General features: G+C 64.0%; 14 protein-coding genes and 2 tRNA genes. 10 read left to right on the top strand and 6 right to left on the bottom strand.

Features of this window, described 5'->3' with window-relative positions; translation table 11 throughout:
* Positions 1-28: 28 nt before the first annotated feature.
* The 4 genes from NKI49_RS26040 to hmuQ all read left to right on the top strand — a co-directional run bounded on the left by NKI49_RS26040 (position 29) and on the right by hmuQ (position 4,182).
* Positions 29-2,272, top strand: a complete 2,244-nt coding sequence (locus NKI49_RS26040) for a TonB-dependent hemoglobin/transferrin/lactoferrin family receptor (RefSeq protein WP_352598000.1) — start codon at positions 29-31, stop codon at positions 2,270-2,272.
* 5 nt (positions 2,273-2,277) lie between these two features.
* Positions 2,278-2,721, top strand: a complete 444-nt coding sequence (locus tag NKI49_RS26035) for a hypothetical protein (protein ID WP_352597999.1) — start codon at positions 2,278-2,280, stop codon at positions 2,719-2,721.
* A gap of 274 nt (positions 2,722-2,995) precedes the next feature.
* Positions 2,996-3,823 carry an energy transducer TonB family protein gene (locus NKI49_RS26030; protein WP_352597998.1) on the top strand — a complete coding sequence of 276 codons (828 nt, stop codon included), beginning with the start codon at positions 2,996-2,998 and terminating at the stop codon, positions 3,821-3,823.
* Between the two features lie 44 nt (positions 3,824-3,867).
* Positions 3,868-4,182, top strand: coding sequence for a heme-degrading protein HmuQ (hmuQ, locus tag NKI49_RS26025; protein WP_352597997.1), 315 nt, complete (start codon positions 3,868-3,870; stop codon positions 4,180-4,182).
* Positions 4,183-4,195: 13 nt separating this feature from the next.
* Here hmuQ and putA read toward each other — a convergent pair whose 3' ends face one another.
* Positions 4,196-7,807, bottom strand: coding sequence for a bifunctional proline dehydrogenase/L-glutamate gamma-semialdehyde dehydrogenase PutA (putA, locus tag NKI49_RS26020; protein WP_352597996.1), 3,612 nt, complete (start codon positions 7,805-7,807; stop codon positions 4,196-4,198).
* 165 nt (positions 7,808-7,972) lie between these two features.
* On the opposite strand from putA, the gene NKI49_RS26015 reads away from it, so the two are divergent.
* Positions 7,973-8,425 (top strand): Lrp/AsnC family transcriptional regulator, encoded by a 453-nt coding sequence (locus NKI49_RS26015; RefSeq protein WP_352597995.1) that lies wholly within the window; start codon positions 7,973-7,975, stop codon positions 8,423-8,425.
* A gap of 57 nt (positions 8,426-8,482) precedes the next feature.
* Here NKI49_RS26015 and NKI49_RS26010 read toward each other — a convergent pair whose 3' ends face one another.
* Both NKI49_RS26010 and NKI49_RS26005 read right to left on the bottom strand, forming a co-directional pair.
* On the bottom strand, positions 8,483-9,682 hold the full coding sequence (locus NKI49_RS26010; protein ID WP_352597994.1) for a cytochrome-c peroxidase: 1,200 nt from the start codon (positions 9,680-9,682) through the stop codon (positions 8,483-8,485).
* A 7-nt stretch (positions 9,683-9,689) separates the two neighbouring features.
* Complete coding sequence (locus tag NKI49_RS26005) at positions 9,690-10,139, bottom strand: FixH family protein (RefSeq protein ID WP_352598059.1); 450 nt, start codon at positions 10,137-10,139, stop codon at positions 9,690-9,692.
* A gap of 151 nt (positions 10,140-10,290) precedes the next feature.
* Between NKI49_RS26005 and NKI49_RS26000 the strand changes: the two genes are divergently transcribed.
* Positions 10,291-11,211, top strand: coding sequence for a sugar kinase (locus NKI49_RS26000; RefSeq protein WP_352597993.1), 921 nt, complete (start codon positions 10,291-10,293; stop codon positions 11,209-11,211).
* A 2-nt stretch (positions 11,212-11,213) separates the two neighbouring features.
* On the opposite strand, the gene NKI49_RS25995 is transcribed toward NKI49_RS26000, so the two are convergent.
* The 3 genes from NKI49_RS25995 to NKI49_RS25985 all read right to left on the bottom strand — a co-directional run bounded on the left by NKI49_RS25995 (position 11,214) and on the right by NKI49_RS25985 (position 14,914).
* Entirely contained in the window at positions 11,214-12,236 is a 1,023-nt protein-coding gene (locus tag NKI49_RS25995) for an aldose epimerase family protein (RefSeq protein WP_352598058.1), read from the bottom strand.
* 94 nt (positions 12,237-12,330) lie between these two features.
* A complete protein-coding gene (locus NKI49_RS25990; protein WP_352597992.1) occupies positions 12,331-13,788 on the bottom strand; it encodes an NAD-dependent succinate-semialdehyde dehydrogenase in 1,458 nt (485 codons plus the stop codon).
* A gap of 175 nt (positions 13,789-13,963) precedes the next feature.
* Complete coding sequence (locus NKI49_RS25985; protein ID WP_352597991.1) at positions 13,964-14,914, bottom strand: AEC family transporter; 951 nt, start codon at positions 14,912-14,914, stop codon at positions 13,964-13,966.
* Between the two features lie 231 nt (positions 14,915-15,145).
* Here NKI49_RS25985 and NKI49_RS25980 point away from each other — a divergent pair, with 231 nt between their 5' ends.
* From NKI49_RS25980 to NKI49_RS25965, 4 genes are all read left to right on the top strand, one after another.
* On the top strand, positions 15,146-15,694 hold the full coding sequence (locus tag NKI49_RS25980) for a histidine phosphatase family protein (protein WP_352597990.1): 549 nt from the start codon (positions 15,146-15,148) through the stop codon (positions 15,692-15,694).
* A gap of 225 nt (positions 15,695-15,919) precedes the next feature.
* Positions 15,920-15,991: transfer RNA gene (locus NKI49_RS25975), tRNA-OTHER, on the top strand.
* A 5-nt stretch (positions 15,992-15,996) separates the two neighbouring features.
* Positions 15,997-16,064 (top strand) — tRNA-Met (locus tag NKI49_RS25970).
* 360 nt (positions 16,065-16,424) lie between these two features.
* On the top strand, positions 16,425-17,570 hold the full coding sequence (locus NKI49_RS25965) for a slipin family protein (protein ID WP_352597989.1): 1,146 nt from the start codon (positions 16,425-16,427) through the stop codon (positions 17,568-17,570).
* The last annotated feature ends 194 nt before the right edge of the window (positions 17,571-17,764 follow it).

Genomic DNA, 17,764 nt, shown 5'->3' with positions numbered 1-17,764 from the left:
ATCAAACCTGGAATTTTGGAGTTGGGGCATGGGGTTGGCGATTTGGGAACGGCGCGGCTGGTCCGCGGCGAACGGTGCGGCGGCTTTATTGGCGGGCGTGGCGGCAGTCGCCTTGTCCGTGACACTCGCCAACGCTCAGCAGGCAGCGCAGAAGGCGGGAGAGCAGGCCGATCAATCGAAGAAGGAGGCTGAGCAGGAAAAAACAGCGCCAGCGGGCGCAACACTGCTCGACAAGGTGCTCGTCATCAGCCGCACCGGAGAAACGGCGATCGAATCGCTGGCCTCAGCCAGCCATGTCGACCAGGAACAGCTCGACCGCCGCATGGCGACGACGCCGAACGAAATGCTGTTCGGGGTGCCTGGCGTCGCCGCGCAGGCCGACGCGAGGCGCGTCAGCACCAGCATCAACATCCGCGGTCTGCAGGATTTCGGCCGCGTCGCGGTTATCGTCGACGGCGCACGACAGAACTTCCAGCGTTCCGATCACGGCACCCAATCGACCTTCTACGTCGACCCCGAACTTATCAAATCCGTCGATGTGATCCGTGGTCCCGTCGCCAACACCTATGGCTCGGGCGCGATCGGCGGCGTGGTCTTCTTCGACACCAAGGATGCCCAGGACTTCCTCAACCCGGAAGAGACGTGGGCGGCTTCGGCAACCGGACGCTATGAGAGCAACGGCAAGGGCTGGACCACCAGTGCATCCGGCGCCTACCGCTTCAACGAGAACTGGGACGCGCTGGGCAATATCGTCTACCGCAACTATGACGACTACAAGGATGGCGGCGGCGACACCGTCAGGGGCACCGGCTTCGACGTGCTGAGCGGCCTGCTCAAGACCACCATCCGCCCGACCGACAACAGTGAACTGAAGCTCGGTTGGGTCGGCTCAAGCGACAACTGGAACGAGATCGGCGGCGGCGTGCCGGTGAATGACATCGACCTGAAGTCGAATACCTTCACCGCCCGCTACAACGTTACTGACGAGGACAAGAGCTGGCTCGATCTCCACATCAACACCTCCTACAACAAGACGAATCTCGACCTGACCAGCCTCGTTCCGCAAAGCCGGTTCAATCCCGGCACCGGCCTGCCTGTGGTGCTGCCGACAGGCTCGACATCCACCTTCGACATCGGCACGACCAGCATCGACATCTGGAATACGTCCAGGTTCGAGACTGCCGGCGTCGCGCACGAACTGACCTATGGCGGCGATTGGGCGGGCGACGACGTCAAGACCGGAGGAGCGGCGGGCGGCGACAGTTTCTACACGCCTTCGGGCAAACGGAACGTGTCCGGCGCCTATGTCCAGGACAAGCTCACCTGGGACTGGCTGGAAGTCATTGCCGGGCTGCGTTACGACAATTACAGCCTCAAGGACGGCACACGCGAGGCATCGGGCGACCGGCTGTCGCCGCGCATTACAGTCGGCGTCACGCCGTTCGATACGCCGAGCCTTGCGGGCCTGCAATTCTATGGCACCTACGCCGAAGGTTATCGCTCGCCATCCCTGACGGAAACGCTGATCAGCGGCCGCCACCCCGCCGGCGTCACCTTCCCTTTCCTTCCCAATCCGAATCTGAAGCCCGAGACCGGCAAGACCGTCGAATTCGGCGTCAACTACAAGCAGAACGACATCCTCGAAGCCGGCGACGCACTGCGCATCAAGGCAGCCTATTTCAACAACGACGTGGATGATTACATCGAGGGCGTATCTTTCCCTGCGTCGTTCTCCAACCCCGCAAGCTCCTGCCCTGTCGATTGGAGCCAGCTGGGAAGCAACCCAGGCTACATTCCCATCTGCTTCCAGTACCAGAATTTTGCCAAGGCCAAGATCAACGGCTTTGAGCTGGAAGGCGTCTACGACGCCGGATGGGGCTATGCCGGCCTCTCCGCATCGATCACCAACGGCCACACCATTTCCTACGCGGGCGTCCGGGCAGACCTCGCCACCATCCCCTCCTCGCAGGTCACCGCGCAACTCGGACTGCGTTTCCTGGAAGACAAGCTGACCGTCGGCGGCGAAGTGCAATATAACGGCAAGCCCAGAGGCAATCCGATTGCCGAGGACTATACGCTGGTCAACGCCTTCGCCAGCTATCAGGCGACCGATAATCTGAAGATTGATTTCCGCGCCGACAACCTGTTCGATGTCAAATATGCGAACCCGCTCAACGTCACCACGGCCGGCCAGCCGTCACAGCCGGTCTTCGCGGCCTACGAGCCGGGCATCACCCTGAAACTGGCGGCAACGATGCGATTTGGAGGCTGATGACAATGACGAGCTTGACGACATCCCTTCGTCTGCTGACCTCGGCGCTGGCGATGTCGTTTGCGACGGTTCCGGCGTGGACACAAGAAGCCGCGCCGGTCCCCGCGCTGACCCTCGAACTCAATGGCGCGCAACCCTCCGACAAGGGCTGCCGCCTGACTTTCCTGGTCAACAACAATCTCGGCGCCGACCTCTCCAAGGCGGCGTTCGAGATCGCGCTGTTCAACGAGGCTGGCGTCGTCGACCGGCTGACCGTGCTCGACTTCAAGGACCTGCCAGCCGGCAAGACCAAGGTGACGCGCTTCGATCTCGCCGGCACCGATTGCGCCAAGGTCAGCCGCGTGCTGATCAACAGCGCGACGGAATGCGCCGGCACCGGCATCGAACCGAACGCCTGTATGCGCAAGCTGAAGACGGACACCAAGACCGGTATCGTTTTCGGCGTCTGAGGTGGGACTGCATCCCGCATTCGCGCAAAACAAGGCGCCATTGGTCCCAGCCGGCGCCCAAGCACTGTCGTTTGGACCAAGCGATCTTGATTTGACAATTCTGCCCAGGTCGCTGCAGGTCTCGTCTCGTGACATGCCTGTAATCAGTCCTCTCTCTGAAGCCAGCGCCGAGCTGACGATAACGCCGACCGAGCCGCTTGCGCCGCCTCGGCCATCGGCCTGGAACCGAAAATGGACGGCGGCGATCGTCGTCTCCTGCCTGCTCCATGCCGCGGTGGCGGCGGCTTTTCTGATCTCGCCCTCAGGGACGTTCGATTTCCAGGATGCCGTGCAGTCGGAAGGCAGCGATCAAGCGGGCACCAGCGTCGTCGGCAGCGCTCTGGCTCGGACCCCGGCGGCAATAGATGTTACGCTGGTGCCGAAACCCCAACCGATCAAGCCAGAGCCGGCGGCAAGACCGGAGCCGCCAACGCAGCCCTCCCCGCCTACCCAGGAAACAGCGAAGCAGCCACCCAAGCCTTTGCCGGAACCTGTCAAAGAGGCAATGGTGACGCCGGACATACTGGTGGCCGGCGCCTCACGCCCCGATGACCTGAGCGTGGCTCCGAAGGCTCAAACGCCGGCGCAGCCGGCTGCTCAGGCCGTAAGCACCGAGTCGCCTGTCGCGGTGCCGGAGCAGCCGCCGATCCCCAGCGCCAGGCCGAGTCCGGCCGCCGTAACTGCGAGCGAACCATATGAGAAGCGCGGCACGGCGGATGGCCACGAGATCAAGGCGGCAATTGCCAGCAAAGGCAGAAAACAAACCGATGACGGCAATGCGGCAGCGTCTCGCTATAGCGGCGAGGTAGCCGGCAAGTTGGCTCGCGCCAATCGCCGCGTATCGAAATCCGCGCAAACGACGGCCCGCAACAACGCTCTGGTGGCATTCGAGGTGCAGGCCGACGGGAGCATCGTCGACCTGCAACTTGCCAAAAGCTCTGGCTCCGAGGAACTCGATCGATTCGCCTTGGACCTTGTGCGAAAACAGTCGCCCTTCCCTCCCATCCCCTCAGAAACCGGCCTGTCAAACTGGCGATTCAAGGCGCCAATCGGTCCGTTCTGAGCTAGCGCCACCCTCGTCAAACCAAGATTGCTGAAAGGAACCGCATGTACATCGCCATGAACCGCTTCAAGGTGCAGGACGGCTCGGAAGCCGATTTCGAGGCTGTGTGGAAGAACCGCGATTCCAGCCTTGCGGAGATGAAGGGCTTTCGGGAATTCCATCTGCTGCGCGGCCCGGTCAACGAGGCCGAAGGCTACACGCTGTTCGCTTCGCACACTGTGTGGGCGAGCTACGACGATTTGGTCGCCTGGACCAAGTCGGAGAATTTTCGCGCGGCCCACAGAAATGTCGGCACGACGAAAGTCCATTACATCGGCCATCCGCAGTTCGAAGGCTTTTCAGTCGTCGAGGGCGCGTAAGGACCGGTCGGCATCAAGCCGCGGCCAGCAGGCTCGCATTGCCGCCCGCGGCGGTGGTGTCGACGCAAACGGCGCGTTCATGCGCATAGGCCGCCGGGTTGAGCACCTCGCTGACCAGCGGCACGATCGGTCCTGAGCGGTCGGCGATGACCTTGCGCACGATGCGTGCGGCTTCCGGTGTGCCTGAGAAGGCGACGACGTCGACGCGTAGCGAACGCGCTTCGACGGGATCTGGCCGGCCGTCTATGGCGGCCAGTGGCAGACCCTTGCCGGTCAGCGCCGACAACGCGGCCGGTGCACCGGGTGCCACCGCAAGCACGGCGTTGCCGGCGGCAAGCGCCTGGATCACCTGGGCGAGCAGCGTGTCGGCATCGGGGCCGAGGCATAGGACCCGCCCGCGCGGCGACAGCGACAGCGTGTTGGCCTCGCCGGTCGGCCCAGGCAGATCGACCTGGCCGAAATCGATGCCGGCGGCGGCCCCAATGGCGGCCGCGCCCTTGCCGCGAAGATGCTTTCTCAGGATGGCGACCCGGTCGGGCCGCGTCGACCAGCCGCCAAGGGATGGATCGGGCAGGTTGTCGGCGAGTTCGGTCGCGGTCACCTTGTGGCCCTCGGCAATATGCGTGCCGGCTTCCGGCCCCTTGCGGAAGCGTCTGAGGTAATGCGGCCCGCCGGCCTTCGGGCCGGTGCCGGAAAGCCCCTCGCCGCCAAACGGCTGCGAACCAACAACGGCGCCGATCTGGTTGCGGTTGACATAGATGTTGCCGGCGTGGATGCCATCGACGAAATGCTGCGCTCTGCCTTCGATGCGGGTGTGCAGGCCGAAGGTCAGGCCATAGCCCTTGCGGTTGATGGCGGCGATCACCGCGTCGATCTCGTCGGCGTCGAACGTCGCGACATGCAGCACCGGCCCGAACACCTCGCGCTCTATATCCTCGATGCCCTTGACCCTGAAGACATGCGGCGCGACGAAGCGGCCATCTTTCGGCGCCTCGAGCTTGGCGATCAGCCGGCCTTGCAGCCCCATCTTCGTGCAATAGTCGCGGATCGAGGCTTGCGCCTCGTCATCGATGACCGGGCCGACATCGGTCGAAATCCGCCAGGGATCGCCGATGCTGAGCGCTTCCATGGCGCCCTTCAGCATCTCCAGCATCTTTTTCTCTACGTCCTTCTGCACATAGAGCACGCGCAACGCCGAGCAGCGCTGGCCGGCACTCTGGAAAGCCGAGGCGAGGATGTCGCGCACCGCTTGCTCGGGCAGCGCGGTGGAATCGACGATCATCGCATTCAATCCGCCGGTCTCGGCGATCAGCATGGCGTCGGGCGCGGCGGTTTGGGCCAGCTGCTTCTCGATCAGCTTTGCGACCTCGGTCGAGCCGGTGAAGCAGACGCCGGCAATGCGCGGATCTGATGTCAGCGGGCCGCCGACCGAGGGCCCGTCTCCGGGCAACAGCTGGATAACATCTTCCGGCACGCCCGCCTCGCGCAGCAGCTCGACCGCGCGGAAGGCGATCAGTGGCGTCTGCTCGGCCGGCTTGGCGATGACCGAATTGCCGGTGACGAGCGCAGCCGCGATCTGGCCGGTGAAGATGGCGAGCGGGAAATTCCACGGCGAGATGCAGACGATGACGCCGCGCGCCTGCGTGCCCGTCTCGGCATTGGCCGCCTCGGCGGCGTAGTAGCGCAGGAAGTCGACTGCTTCGCGAACTTCGGCGACGCCGTCGGCCAGCGACTTGCCGGCCTCGCGGGTGGCGAGCGCGAAGAACTCGACGGCATTCGCTTCATAAAGATCGGCGGCCCGATTGAGGATGGCGGCGCGCTCCGCGACAGGCCGCTTCGCCCAGGCCGGTTGCGCCTCGACCGCGATGCGCACGGCGGCCGCGACCTGCTCGGCCGTCGCCTCGCTGACCGTGCCGACCACTTCGGCGGGCTTTGCCGGATTGATGATGGAGCACTGCTTGCCAAGGCCGGCAGCCCTCGTGATGGGCTTGGCATGCCAGCGATCGGGCCCAGCGAACGCGGCCCTGGCATGGTCGATCGCCGCCAGCGTCACCGGATCGGTGATGTCGAATCCTCGGGAATTGCGACGGCCGGCGCCAAAGATCTGGGAAGGCCGGGCAATCGCCGGATTGGCGGCCGGGCCCTGGCTCTCGATCGTTTCGAGCGGATCGCGGGCTATGTCCTCCGGCTCGACCTCCTCGTCGGTCAATTGGTGCACGAATGAGGAGTTGGCACCGTTCTCCAGCAGCCGGCGGACCAGATAGGCAAGCAGATCGGAATGCGCGCCGACTGGCGCATAGATGCGGCAGCGCGTGCCTTCGGCCCGGCGCACCGTCTTATGCAGCGCCTCGCCCATGCCGTGCAGGCGCTGGAACTCGAAGGTGTCGCGATTGTCAGCCATCGACAGGATGGCGGCGACGGTGTGGGCGTTGTGGGTTGCGAACTGCGGATAGATGCGGTCGGTCATCGACAACAATTTCCTGGCGCAAGCCATGTAGGAAACGTCGGTGTTGGCCTTGCGAGTAAAGACCGGATAGCCTGACAGCCCCAGCGCCTGCGCCCGCTTGATCTCGGTGTCCCAATAGGCGCCCTTGACCAGCCGTACCATGATGTTGCGGTCGTATTTCTTCGCCAGCGCGTAGAGCCAGTCGATGACGAAGGCCGCGCGCGGCCCATAGGCCTGGACGACGACGCCAAAGCCGTTCCAGCCGGCAAGCTCCGGCTCCGCCAGCACCCGCTCGATGACATCGAGCGATAGATCCAGCCGGTCGGCCTCCTCGGCGTCGATATTGAGGCCCATGCGCGAATGGCGCGCGGCGAGCGCCAGCGACAACAGCCGCTCGGCCATGACGGGCAGCATCCCGTCCTTCTGCGCCACCTCGTAGCGCGGATGCAGCGCCGAAAGCTTGACCGAGATGCCGTGGTTCTGGCGGATATCCGGGCCATTGGAACCGGCGTCCAGCGAGGAAATGGCGTCCGCATAGGCCTTGTGGTAGCGCAAGGCGTCGGCCTCGGTGCGGGCCGCCTCGCCCAGCATGTCGAAGGAATAGAGATAACCCTTCTGCGTCATCGGCCGGCCGCGCTTTATGGCCTCGGCTATGGTGCGGCCGAGCACGAACTGTTCGCCCATTTCGCGCATCGCGGCGGCCACAGCCTTGCGGATGACTGGCTCGCCCAGCCGGCGAACCATCGCGCGCAACGTGCCTTCGATACCGCCCTCGCCTTCCTCGAGGACGCGGCCGGTCAGCATCAGCGCCCAGGTCGAGGCATTGACGAAGATCGAGCTCGACCCTCCCGAATGCGCCGACCAGTCGTGCGGCGCGATCTTGTCGGCGATGAGATCGTCCATAGTCTCGGTGTCGGGCACGCGCAGCAGCGCCTCGGCCAGGCACATCAGCGCCACGCCCTCCTTGGTGGAAAGGCCGTAAGCCGAGAGAAAAACCTCCATCAGCCGTGGATCCGACGAGCCGCGCACCGCCCGCACCAGATCGGCGGCGCGCGCAGAGATCGCCTTGCGGTCCTTCGCCGACAGTCCGGTGGCTTCCGCCAGCCGCTTCACCGCCTCGTCTTCGTCGGGCAGATAGTTGGCGCGGATCTGCTGGCGGATGGCATCGAGCGCTGGCATGACGGTCCTGTTGAGCGAGCAAAAAGGGGTCGGGCCGGTGGTCACCGGACCGAATGGCGCAAGCTAGCACAGCTCCAAAAATTCAGCCGGTCCAAAGAAATCGACATGGCAGGCCGCCCGATCTATCGTTGTGGCACAATATCACAAGAATGGACTGCCTTTTCCATGATAGAAGACCAATTGGACCGCATCGACCGCAACATCCTGTCGGCGCTGGCAAGCGATGGCCGGCTTTCGATGTCCGAGCTCGCGGCAAAGGTCGGCCTGTCGAAGACGCCTGTGCAGGCGCGGGTGAAGCGGCTGGAGAAGGACGGCTACATCAGGGGCTACCAGGCGATCGTCGACCGCGAGCGCATGGGCGAAGGCCATGTCGCTTTCGTCCAGGTGAAACTGTCAGACACCCGGTCCGCCGCGCTGGATGCCTTCAACCGGTCCGTCCAGGCCGTGCCGGAGATCGAGCAATGCCACATGATGGCATCGAGCTTCGATTACCTGCTGAAGGTCCGCACCCGGGACATCGCCGCCTATCGCCGCGTGCTCGGCGAGCGCATCTCGGCCCTGCCCCATGTCGCCCAGACCTCGACCTTCGTGGCAATGGAGACGGTGAAGGATCGATAGGCGCTCAATGGCCGGTGCGTGATTTCGGTATCCTGTCGTCCCTGCCCCGGGCAAACCTCACTCCGACAAGGTCTTCAAAAACGCCACCAGCGCCGCACGTTCGCGATCCGACAATTCCAGCGGGTGAATTTCGGAGGTCCCCTCCACGCTCGGTGCGGCCTTGGCGTAATGCGCCACCACCTCGTCGAGCGATGAAAACTGGCCGGCATGCATATAAGGCGGTCGCGCCGCCGCGCCGCGCAGTGAGGGCGTCTTGTAGGCGCGGACCAGTTCCGGCGCATCCTTGACCATGAAGCGCAACTCGCCGCAGGCACTCACGTCGCCATCACGGTAGACGCCAAAGCAGTTGAACGGGTCGGCCTCGACCTGCGCCACGGCATCGATGCGGCCGCGATCCGGCGGGAGGCCCGCAACGGGTGGCACGCCAGTATTGTGGAAAGTACCGTCGGTGAAGCGCGGGCCGTTATGGCAGCTCACACAATTGGCCCTGCCGATGAACAGTTTCAGGCCAAGGATTTCCTCGCCGGAAAAGACCGCGTCGCCTTTCGGTTCGGCGCCGGTGACGAGGTCCAGCGCAAAGCGGTCGAAGCGTGTCGGTGCCGGTTCGATCGAGCGTTCGAAAGCAGCAATTGCCTTGCCTATGTTGGCATAGACGCCGTTGATCGCGTCGCGTTGCGCGCCGTTCATTGCATTCCAGGCGGCCTTCTCGGTATCGTTTCCCTGCGGGCTGGCATTCAACGGTATGCCGGAAAAATCGGGAAGCGGCCCGAAGATGCGCTCATAGCGTTCGCCGAAGCGCGTCTTGATGTAGTGCGCGTAAGCGGCGCGGTTTCCCGCCTGTTCCAGCGGGTTTTCGAGCGGCGTCAGCGCTTGCGCCCAAAGACTGTCGCGGCGGCCGTCCCAGAAGAACCAGGGATCGCGCGCCACGCCGGCCAGCGGCATGGTGCGGCGGTTGGTGCGCCCGACGCCGACCGCTTGCGGCAGGTCGTCCTGAAACTGCCGGTCGATCTTGTGGCAGGTCGAGCACGACACCGTGCCGTCGCGGCTCATCCCTGCGTCGAAGAACAGCGTCGAACCGAGGGCGGCGGCGGCCGGCACGTCGGCGAAGCGGTTGGTGGTGTCGGGCTTGAGTGCCGGCAGCGCGGACAGCGCCAGCGAAGCGATTGTTTTCTTCTCCGTATCGGAAAAATCAGGCTTGCCGCAACCGCCAAGCGTAATGGCAACCGTCAGCGCCAGAAAGCAAAAAAGGCGCCTCATCTGTCGCTCACAACACCACGTTGAACAGGACCGTGTCGGAACCGGCGGTGGCCGAGATGGCGAAATGCAGCTGCCACCAGCCGTTCATGGTGAATTTCACCCCCTCGATCCGGTAACGCCCGTTGCCGAGATAGTCGGTCGCTTGCGGGCTGGTCGGCAGGCCGTGACTGTGCCGCGGCATGCCGCCGGAGATCGCGATCGCAGCGCCTTCCACCGGCACGCCGGCCTTGGTCTTCAGGGTCAGCAGCCAGGATTCCAGCTCGCCCACTCGCACGACGCCCCGCTCCGGCGCAAAACTTGCCACGAACAGCCCATTGTTTGTCGCCTTCGTCCGCGCGATATCCGGACCGGCAGGCTGCGACGACCGCGGCGCCGTCAGGTAGACGACCGCGAGAATGCAGACCAGCAAGGCGGCCAGACCAAGGCCTGCCAGGAGATTACGCCATAACGATGACAAACCTGTTCCTCTTCTGCAGACAACGCTCTGCCGGACGGATCGCATCCCGCCAGCCTGTGGGAAAACGCTGTGGCGGAAAAAAGCCTGCTTGCCAAGCATGGCGCTGCCGGCGGCAAAAAGCTACAGCACCGAAATCACAGGAGGATTCTGCATGGCTGGAAACGGCGTCGCCTCGATCGGCGAATGCATGCTGGAACTATCGGGCCAGACCGGCCCGAACTGGCGCATGGGTTTTGCCGGCGACACGTTCAACACGCTGTGGGCTCTGCATGCGTTGAGCGGCGACAGGCCGGCAACCTACGTCTCCGCCTTCGGTGACGATCCTTTCTCGCAAGACCAGATCGGCTTCTTCGCCGAAAACGGCATCGGCATCGGCTCCAGCCCCGTGATACCGGGGGCACGGCCCGGCCTCTATGCCATCACGCTGACCGGTGCGGAGCGCTCCTTCACCTATTGGCGCGGTGACGCCGCCGCCCGCCAGCTCGCCTCGGACCCATCGTCATTGTCGAAAAGCCTGGAAAACCAGGCGCTGGTCTACTTTTCTGGCATCACTTTGGCAATTCTGGACGATGCCGCACGCGCCACATTGCTAGTGGCCGTGGCCAAGGCGCGGGCGGCCGGCTCGACCGTGGCCTTCGATCCCAACTACCGGCCACGGCTCTGGCGCAGTCGGGAGGACGCGCAGGCAGCGATCGTCGAAGCGCTGGCCGTCACCGACATTGCCTTGCCGACCTTTCCCGACGAGCAGATGCTGTTTGGTGATGAAAACCCGCAAGCGACGGCTGACCGGCTCGGGCAACTGGTCGACGAGGTCGTCGTCAAGAACGGTGAAGCGCCGGCCCTGGTTGCCGAAAAAGGCGCATTGCACGACGTGCCGGCGATCCATGTCGCGGCACCCGTCGACACCACCGGCGCCGGGGATTCCTTCAACGGCGCCTATTTGGCAGCCCGTCTCGCCGGCCATGATCCGGTGGAAGCTGCCCGCCGCGCCCATCGCGTCGCCGCAGCCGTGGTGCAGGTGCGCGGTGCGCTTGCGCCTTTTGCCACGCTACAGGCGGCGTTCGAGGGATAATATCAAGGCAGGCGGAAACGATATTCCGTCACGTGGTGATAGATCTCGCCAGGCCACAATGTCGCTTGCGGGAAATAGGCGCGGTTGGGCGCATCCGGCCATATCTGCGGTTCCAGGCAGAAGCCGCAGAAGGCCTTGTAGTTCCGCCCTTCCAAGCCGTTGCGCGGCGTCACGTACTGGCCGGTATAGAGCTGAACGCCGGGTTCCGTGGTCCAGACCTCCATCTCGACGCCGGAACTCGCCCCTTGCGTCCACGAAGCCTGCCTGAGCGGCCCGCGAGTCGAAGCAAGGCAGAAATTCTGGTCGTAAGGCAGTTGTTCGCCCTCGGTCTCCATGCGCAGCGGCCGCGCCTGGCGGAAATCGAAAGGCGTGCCGTCGACCGGTTTGACGACGCCGGTCGGGATCATGTCGCCGTCGACCGGCAGATAGGCTCCGGCATTCAGCATCATCCTGTGGTCGAGGATGTCGCCGGCGCCGCCGTCATCGAGGTTGAAATAGGAATGCTGGGTGACATTGCATAGCGTCGGCTCCTCGCAAGTCGCCGTCAGTTCGACGCTGAGCGTGCCTGGTATCTTCAGCCGGTAGGTGCAGGTCACGTCGAGCGCGCCGGGAAAGCCCATCGTCCCGTCGGGATCATGAAGCGTCAGCGTGACGAAATCCCTGCCATGCAGCGAAACCGCCCACGGCCGGCGCGAATAGCCTTGCGAGCCGCCATGCAGCGTGTGCTTGCCAAGGAAGTTGCGGTCAGTCTGGTAGCGTTTGCCGGTGAGGGTGAAGCGGCCATCGCGGATGCGGTTGGCATAGCGTCCGACGACCGCGCCAAAGAAGGCGGTATCGGTCTCATAGGCCTCCAGATTGTCGTAGCCGAGAACCAGCGGTGCATCATGTCCGGTCAGCCGCAGATCCTGGACGATCGCGCCCAGCCCGATGATGTTCGCGCTGAGACCGCCGCCCCTGATCGTGAAGCGACGCACCGGCTCGCCCGCCTGCGTCGTGCCGAAAACCTCGCCGTCCTTCATCGCAATACCCGCAAGTGCCGGTTGATCCAGAGGATTTCGGCTGGTTCCTCGATTCCCCTGGCAGGCAGGTTACATACCTGCCTCCCTCAGGGATAGATCATCAGAGGCCGAGGCCGCCGATGCAGACATATTTGGTGTCGAGGTAATCCTCGATGCCCTGATGTCCGCCTTCCTTGCCGAGGCCGGATTCCTTGACGCCGCCGAATGGCGCCTCCGGCGTGGTGATGAGGCCTTCATTGACACCGACCATACCGTATTTCAGCCCTTCCATGACGCGGAAGGCGCGGCCGAGATCGCCGGTGTAGAAATAGCAGGCAAGGCCGAATTCGGTGTCATTGGCGAGTGAAACGGCCTCTTCCTCGGTCTCGAATTTGAACACTGGTGCGACCGGCCCAAAAATCTCTTCCTTCATGAAGCGCATCTTGGGCGTGGCGTTGGCGATGACCGTCGGCTGGAAGAACGAGCCGCCCAGCGCATGGCGCTTACCGCCGGCGACGACCTTGCCGCCCTTGGAGGTGGCGTCGGCGATCAGTTCCTCGACTTTCTCGACCGCCTTCTCGTCGATCAGCGGCCCCTGCTGCACGCCCTCTTCGAGGCCGGAACCGACCTTCAACCCATTGCTGGCGGAAGCGAGCTTCTCGACGAACTTGTCATAGACGCCGGCCTGAACCAGGAAGCGGTTGGTGCAGACGCAGGTCTGGCCGGAATTGCGGTACTTGGCGGTGATCGCGCCGGCGACCGCGCGCTCGATGTCGGCATCGTCGAAGACGATGAACGGCGCGTTGCCGCCGAGTTCCATCGACACCTTCTTGACGGTGACCGACGACTTCTGGATCAGGATCTTGCCGACCTCGGTCGAGCCGGTGAAGGTGATCTTCTTGACCAGCGGATTGGCGCAGATCTCGTCACCGATCTCGCCGGCGGCGCCGGTCAGGATGTTGACGACGCCCTTGGGGAAGCCAACTTCCTCGGCGAGCGCGCCCCAGGCGAGACCAGAATACGGCGTCTGCGAAGCTGGCTTGACGACGGCGGTGCAGCCGGCGGCGAGCGCCGGCCCGAGCTTGCGGGCCAGCATCGAGGACGGGAAATTCCACGGCGTGATGGCGGCGATGACGCCTACCGGCTCCTTGGTCACCAGGATGCGGCGGTCCGCCCATGGCGACGGCACGACGTCGCCATAGGTGCGGCGGCCTTCTTCGGCAAACCACAGGATGTAGGACGCCGCCGAGCCGATCTCGCCCTTCGATTCGAACAGCGACTTGCCCTGCTCGATGGTGAGCAGTTCGGCCAGCACGTCCTGATTGTCCATCATCGCGTCATGCAGCTTGCGCAGCAGCTTCGAGCGCTCGAGCGCGGTGGTCTTGCGCCAGGTCTTGAACGCTTCGTCGGCGGCCTCGATGGCGCGGCGTGTCTCGGCCTTGCCCGACTTCGGCACGGTGCCGATCTTCAGGCCGGTGGCCGGGTTGTTGACGTCGACAGTCTGCCCGCTGTCGGCCTGCACCCATTCGCCGTTGATGAGATTGGCCTGCCGCATGAAATGGCTGGTTTTCTGAAGCATGGTCTGTCCTCCGTTCGGCGCACGGCCGGTCTGTGAATTCTTGGTGAGCGTACGCCATGGACTGAAGCCGGCACGCCGGAGCCACTGCTCTTTACCTAGGGCAAGCCCGCCAAGCAATCGCAAGATGGCATATAGGGGTTGGGCCAGCCCGAGGCGAGAGCAGCCGGGGAATACCCTAGCCGAAAACCTGGACGACAACCGCCAGCCAGAATGCGGTAGTGACGGCGGCGCATGCGGTGGCGATGGTCATCTGGTTGGAGGCCAGCGCCTGGCCGGTATCGAACTGAACGGCGATGAGGTAGGAGTTGATGCCGGAGGGCAACGCCGCGACCACCACCGCGACCTTGGCCGTCAAGGGCGGCAGGCCGAGCAGCCAGACGAAAGCAAGGACCAATGCGGGCATCAGGAACAACTTCAGCACCGAAAGCGCCAGTGCCGGCCTGACATTGCCGGAAACACCGAAGCGGCGCAGGCTGAGCCCCATGGCAAACAGCGCCACCGGCCCGGCCGTGCCGGCCAGCGCATCGACCAGCCGCATGACAAGGCCCGGCAGCGGCACGCCGCTGAGGCGCCATGCAAGCCCCAGAAGAATGCCGATGATCAGCGGGTTGAGGAACAGCCGCCGCAGGAACCCGCGTATGACGCGCAAGGGATGCACGGGTTCGCTGCCGCCGCGGCCGAACATCTCGAACAGCACGATCGAGGCCGCCATCATGATCGGCAGATGAACTGAAACCAGCAGCGACAGCACCTCGAAGCCGCTCGCGCCGAATACGCCCAGGATGAAGGGCGCGCCGAGCAGCACGACATTGGAATAGGCCGAGGACACGCCGCCGACCACGCCGGCACGTGAATCCCGCCCAAAGACTCGCGTGGTGACGACATGACCGGCGGCCCAGGTGATCGCCACCGCCGTAAAATAGGCGCCCCACAGCGACCAGGGCGCCACGCCATGGAAATCGGCATTCACCATGGTCTGGAACAGGAGCAGCGGCATCGCCACCGAGATCGCGAAATCGGCTATCCCCTCGCCGCTCGCCGGTTTCAGATAGCCGGTAAGCCCGGCGAGATAGCCGAGCGCGACGAGACTGAAGACGAAAAGGACGGTTTCGGTGAGCGGAGACATTTTTCAGGGATAGGCGAGCCACGGTCGCGGCGCAATCGCGCCATCGAGAGCGGCTTTACCGAGGCCGGCCACCCGATGCCTATTCCGCTCACCGGCCAGAAGATCGATCTGGTGAAGAAGCAGATCGCCAAAAAGTAAAGCCCCCGGACCGGAGGCCCTCCGCTTGTCTTTGTGCCGGCTTTCCGGTCCCTATATGCGAATGGCCTGCTGTCGGCCTCCTGAAAGGATGCGATGATTCGACTTGCCTTGGCGTTTTTCCTGCTTGTCGTCCCCGGCACCGCCTATGCGACGGATGCCGGGTGGGCGCTGCTGCGCGACGGCGGCCATGTCGTGCTGCTTCGCCACGCCATGGTCACCGGCTCCACCGATCCAGCTAATTTCGACATCGACAGTTGTGCCACCCAGGTCAATTTGTCGGCACGCGGCAAGCAGCAGGCGAGCAAGATCGGCGCGTTGTTTGCCGCCCGCGCGGCACCGATCGAACGCGTGCTGTCAAGCCGTTATTGCCGCTGCCTCGACACCGCGCGCATCGCCTTCGAAGCCGAGCCGGAGCTGTTTGCGCCGCTCGACCTCTTGAAAAGCGATGAGGCTCAGAAGGCAGCGCAGATCGCGGCGATCATAAAGGAAATCCGCGCCTATTCCGGTTCCGACAATCTGGTCATGGTGACCCACCTGGAAAACATCGTGGCCCTGACAGGCACTTCGCCGCGCGAAGGCGAAGCCGTGGTCGTCGAGCCGCAAGGCGACGGCCTGCGCGTGCTCGGCCGCGTTACATTCTGACACGCGCTGAGGCCGTTGGCATCGAACCCGGCGTTGCCGAATTGCCACAGTTGAGCGAAGCCGCAAATCGCCGCGACGATGCCGCTTGCGACAACCCGTCGCAGGGGCTATAGGCGCGCTCCCGGTCACGAAAACCGAAGCGAGCACAACGGTTGGAGCTTTCGTCTCCGCCCGTGCAGGCGGCTTTGCCGCCCTGTATACGGCGCCGCTTCGGGGATTGGGATCGCGGATGTAGCTCAACTGGAAGAGCGCCGGATTTGGGTCCGGAGGTTGTGGGTTCGAGTCCCGTCGTCTGCACTACGGATAGCTCAGCTGGAAGAGCATCAGACTCATAATCTGACTGTCGAAGGTTCGATCCCTTCTCCATTGGCCTGATAAGCCAGCACCCTGCCAGGTGTTATCTGAAAACGGTCCGGGGACTGGAATGCTGAAGATCTGACGGACGGCACGAGCCTTCGGGCGCGGCCGTGTCGAAAGCTCTGACGCCATCGGCTCGCGGCCAGGCCCGCGGTGACGATCAAGGCGCAGCGTCGCCGGCAAAGGGGGCCAAGGCCTCCGGCGCCCGCTTTGCTGCCCCGCGATCCGCTCCCGCAGGTCCGCCACGGATCGATGCCACCGGTCCCCGGATCATTCGTGCCCGGACCGTGACGACGTGAAACGAGAAACGAAAGGGAAGATCGACGCATGACTTGACGCCTCGCATGGGGCCATGCCCGACAGGAGTAAGACAATGACGACTATTCTCGACAAGGCTCTTGGACGCGAGCGCGTCCTCGTAAGGGAAAACGAACGTGCCCTCACCCTTCACAAGGGTGAGATCAAGGCTGTCCTGATGCCGGGCGAACATTGGCTCGCCAACCGGCGCGGAAGCCTCGAAGTGTCGCGGCACGATCTGAAGAACCCGGAATTCGTTTCGGCGTATGAGAAGGCGTTGTTCGACAAGCTCCCGGATGTGGCCGCGCGTCATTTCACCGTCGTTCATACCGGGCGCACGGAAGTCGCGATCATCGAGCGCGACAGCAACCTGCATTCCGTGCTGGCGCCGGACCGCAAGCTTGTGCTGTGGACGGATGCCGGTCCGTGGAAGGTGACGCTGATCGACACGTCAGCCGATCTCGCCATCGATCCGGCGATCATGCGCCGGCTCGGCCAGGCCCGGAAGACGGAATTGATGTCCGTCCATCCGGTCGTCGACGGTCAGGCCGGGTTGCTGTTCATCGACGGTGTCCTCGTGCGGACGCTGGCCGCCGGCGTGCATGGCTTCTGGAATGTCGGACGGATGGTGCAGATCAAGGTCGTCGACCTCAAGCGCCAGTCGCTCGATGTCGCCGGGCAGGAAGTGCTGACTAGGGATCGCGTCACGATCCGCGTCAACATCGCCGCCGAATACCGGGTCGTCGATCCGGTCAAGGCGGTGAGCGCCGTGAAGGATTTCGCCGAGGCCCTCTACCGCGCCCTCCAGTACGCCTTCCGCAAGACGCTTGGCGCGCTTACGCTCGACCAGATCCTTGAAAAGAAGGTGACGATCGACGAGGAGGCCGCGGCCAAGGTCCGCGCCGACATGGCCGCGATCGGCGTCGAGGTCAGCGATATCGCCCTCAAGGATGTCATCCTGCCGGGCGAGATGCGCGAGATCCTCAACCAGGTGGTGTCGGCCGAGAAGCAGGCCGAGGCCAACGTCATCCGCCGTCGCGAGGAGACGAACGCCACGCGTTCCCTCCTCAACACGGCCAGGGTGATGGCCGAGAACCCGGTGATGCTGCGGCTGAAGGAGCTCGAGTCTCTGGAGACCATCGCCGGCAAGGTCGAGCGGCTGACCGTCCACAACGGAACCGGCGGGCTCCTGAACGACCTGGTCAAGCTTCGCGACAGCTAATGCATGTCGCCCAAAAGTGGGTCCGGTTTTGGGAAGACGACATACATACAACTTTAAGCTGACGTCACGTTAATGCGAAGGGGGGGCGGGGGGGGCGGGCGGCGCGGGTGGGGGTGTTTTGGGGCGGAGCCAAATGTGGCCCCCGGGTGAAGCCGATTTATGGGGGGGGAAAAAAAAAAATCAACTGGGTGTTT

The organism is Mesorhizobium sp. M0587 (genome assembly GCF_040320945.1).
In the GTDB taxonomy this organism is placed as follows: domain Bacteria; phylum Pseudomonadota; class Alphaproteobacteria; order Rhizobiales; family Rhizobiaceae; genus Mesorhizobium.
This window is presented reverse-complemented; position numbering and strand designations above follow the sequence as displayed.

Excerpts from the sequence above, each read along its gene's own strand:
- NKI49_RS26040 (WP_352598000.1), top strand. The coding sequence starts at position 29 with ATGGGGTTGGCGATTTGGGAACGGCGCGGCTGGTCCGCGGCGAACGGT.
- NKI49_RS26035 (WP_352597999.1), top strand. The coding sequence starts at position 2,278 with ATGACGAGCTTGACGACATCCCTTCGTCTGCTGACCTCGGCGCTGGCG.
- hmuQ (WP_352597997.1), top strand. The coding sequence starts at position 3,868 with ATGTACATCGCCATGAACCGCTTCAAGGTGCAGGACGGCTCGGAAGCC.
- putA (WP_352597996.1), bottom strand. The coding sequence starts at position 7,807 with ATGCCAGCGCTCGATGCCATCCGCCAGCAGATCCGCGCCAACTATCTG.
- NKI49_RS26015 (WP_352597995.1), top strand. The coding sequence starts at position 7,973 with ATGATAGAAGACCAATTGGACCGCATCGACCGCAACATCCTGTCGGCG.
- NKI49_RS26010 (WP_352597994.1), bottom strand. The coding sequence starts at position 9,682 with ATGAGGCGCCTTTTTTGCTTTCTGGCGCTGACGGTTGCCATTACGCTT.
- NKI49_RS26000 (WP_352597993.1), top strand. The coding sequence starts at position 10,291 with ATGGCTGGAAACGGCGTCGCCTCGATCGGCGAATGCATGCTGGAACTA.
- NKI49_RS25990 (WP_352597992.1), bottom strand. The coding sequence starts at position 13,788 with ATGCTTCAGAAAACCAGCCATTTCATGCGGCAGGCCAATCTCATCAAC.
- NKI49_RS25985 (WP_352597991.1), bottom strand. The coding sequence starts at position 14,914 with ATGTCTCCGCTCACCGAAACCGTCCTTTTCGTCTTCAGTCTCGTCGCG.
- NKI49_RS25980 (WP_352597990.1), top strand. The coding sequence starts at position 15,146 with ATGATTCGACTTGCCTTGGCGTTTTTCCTGCTTGTCGTCCCCGGCACC.
- NKI49_RS25965 (WP_352597989.1), top strand. The coding sequence starts at position 16,425 with ATGACGACTATTCTCGACAAGGCTCTTGGACGCGAGCGCGTCCTCGTA.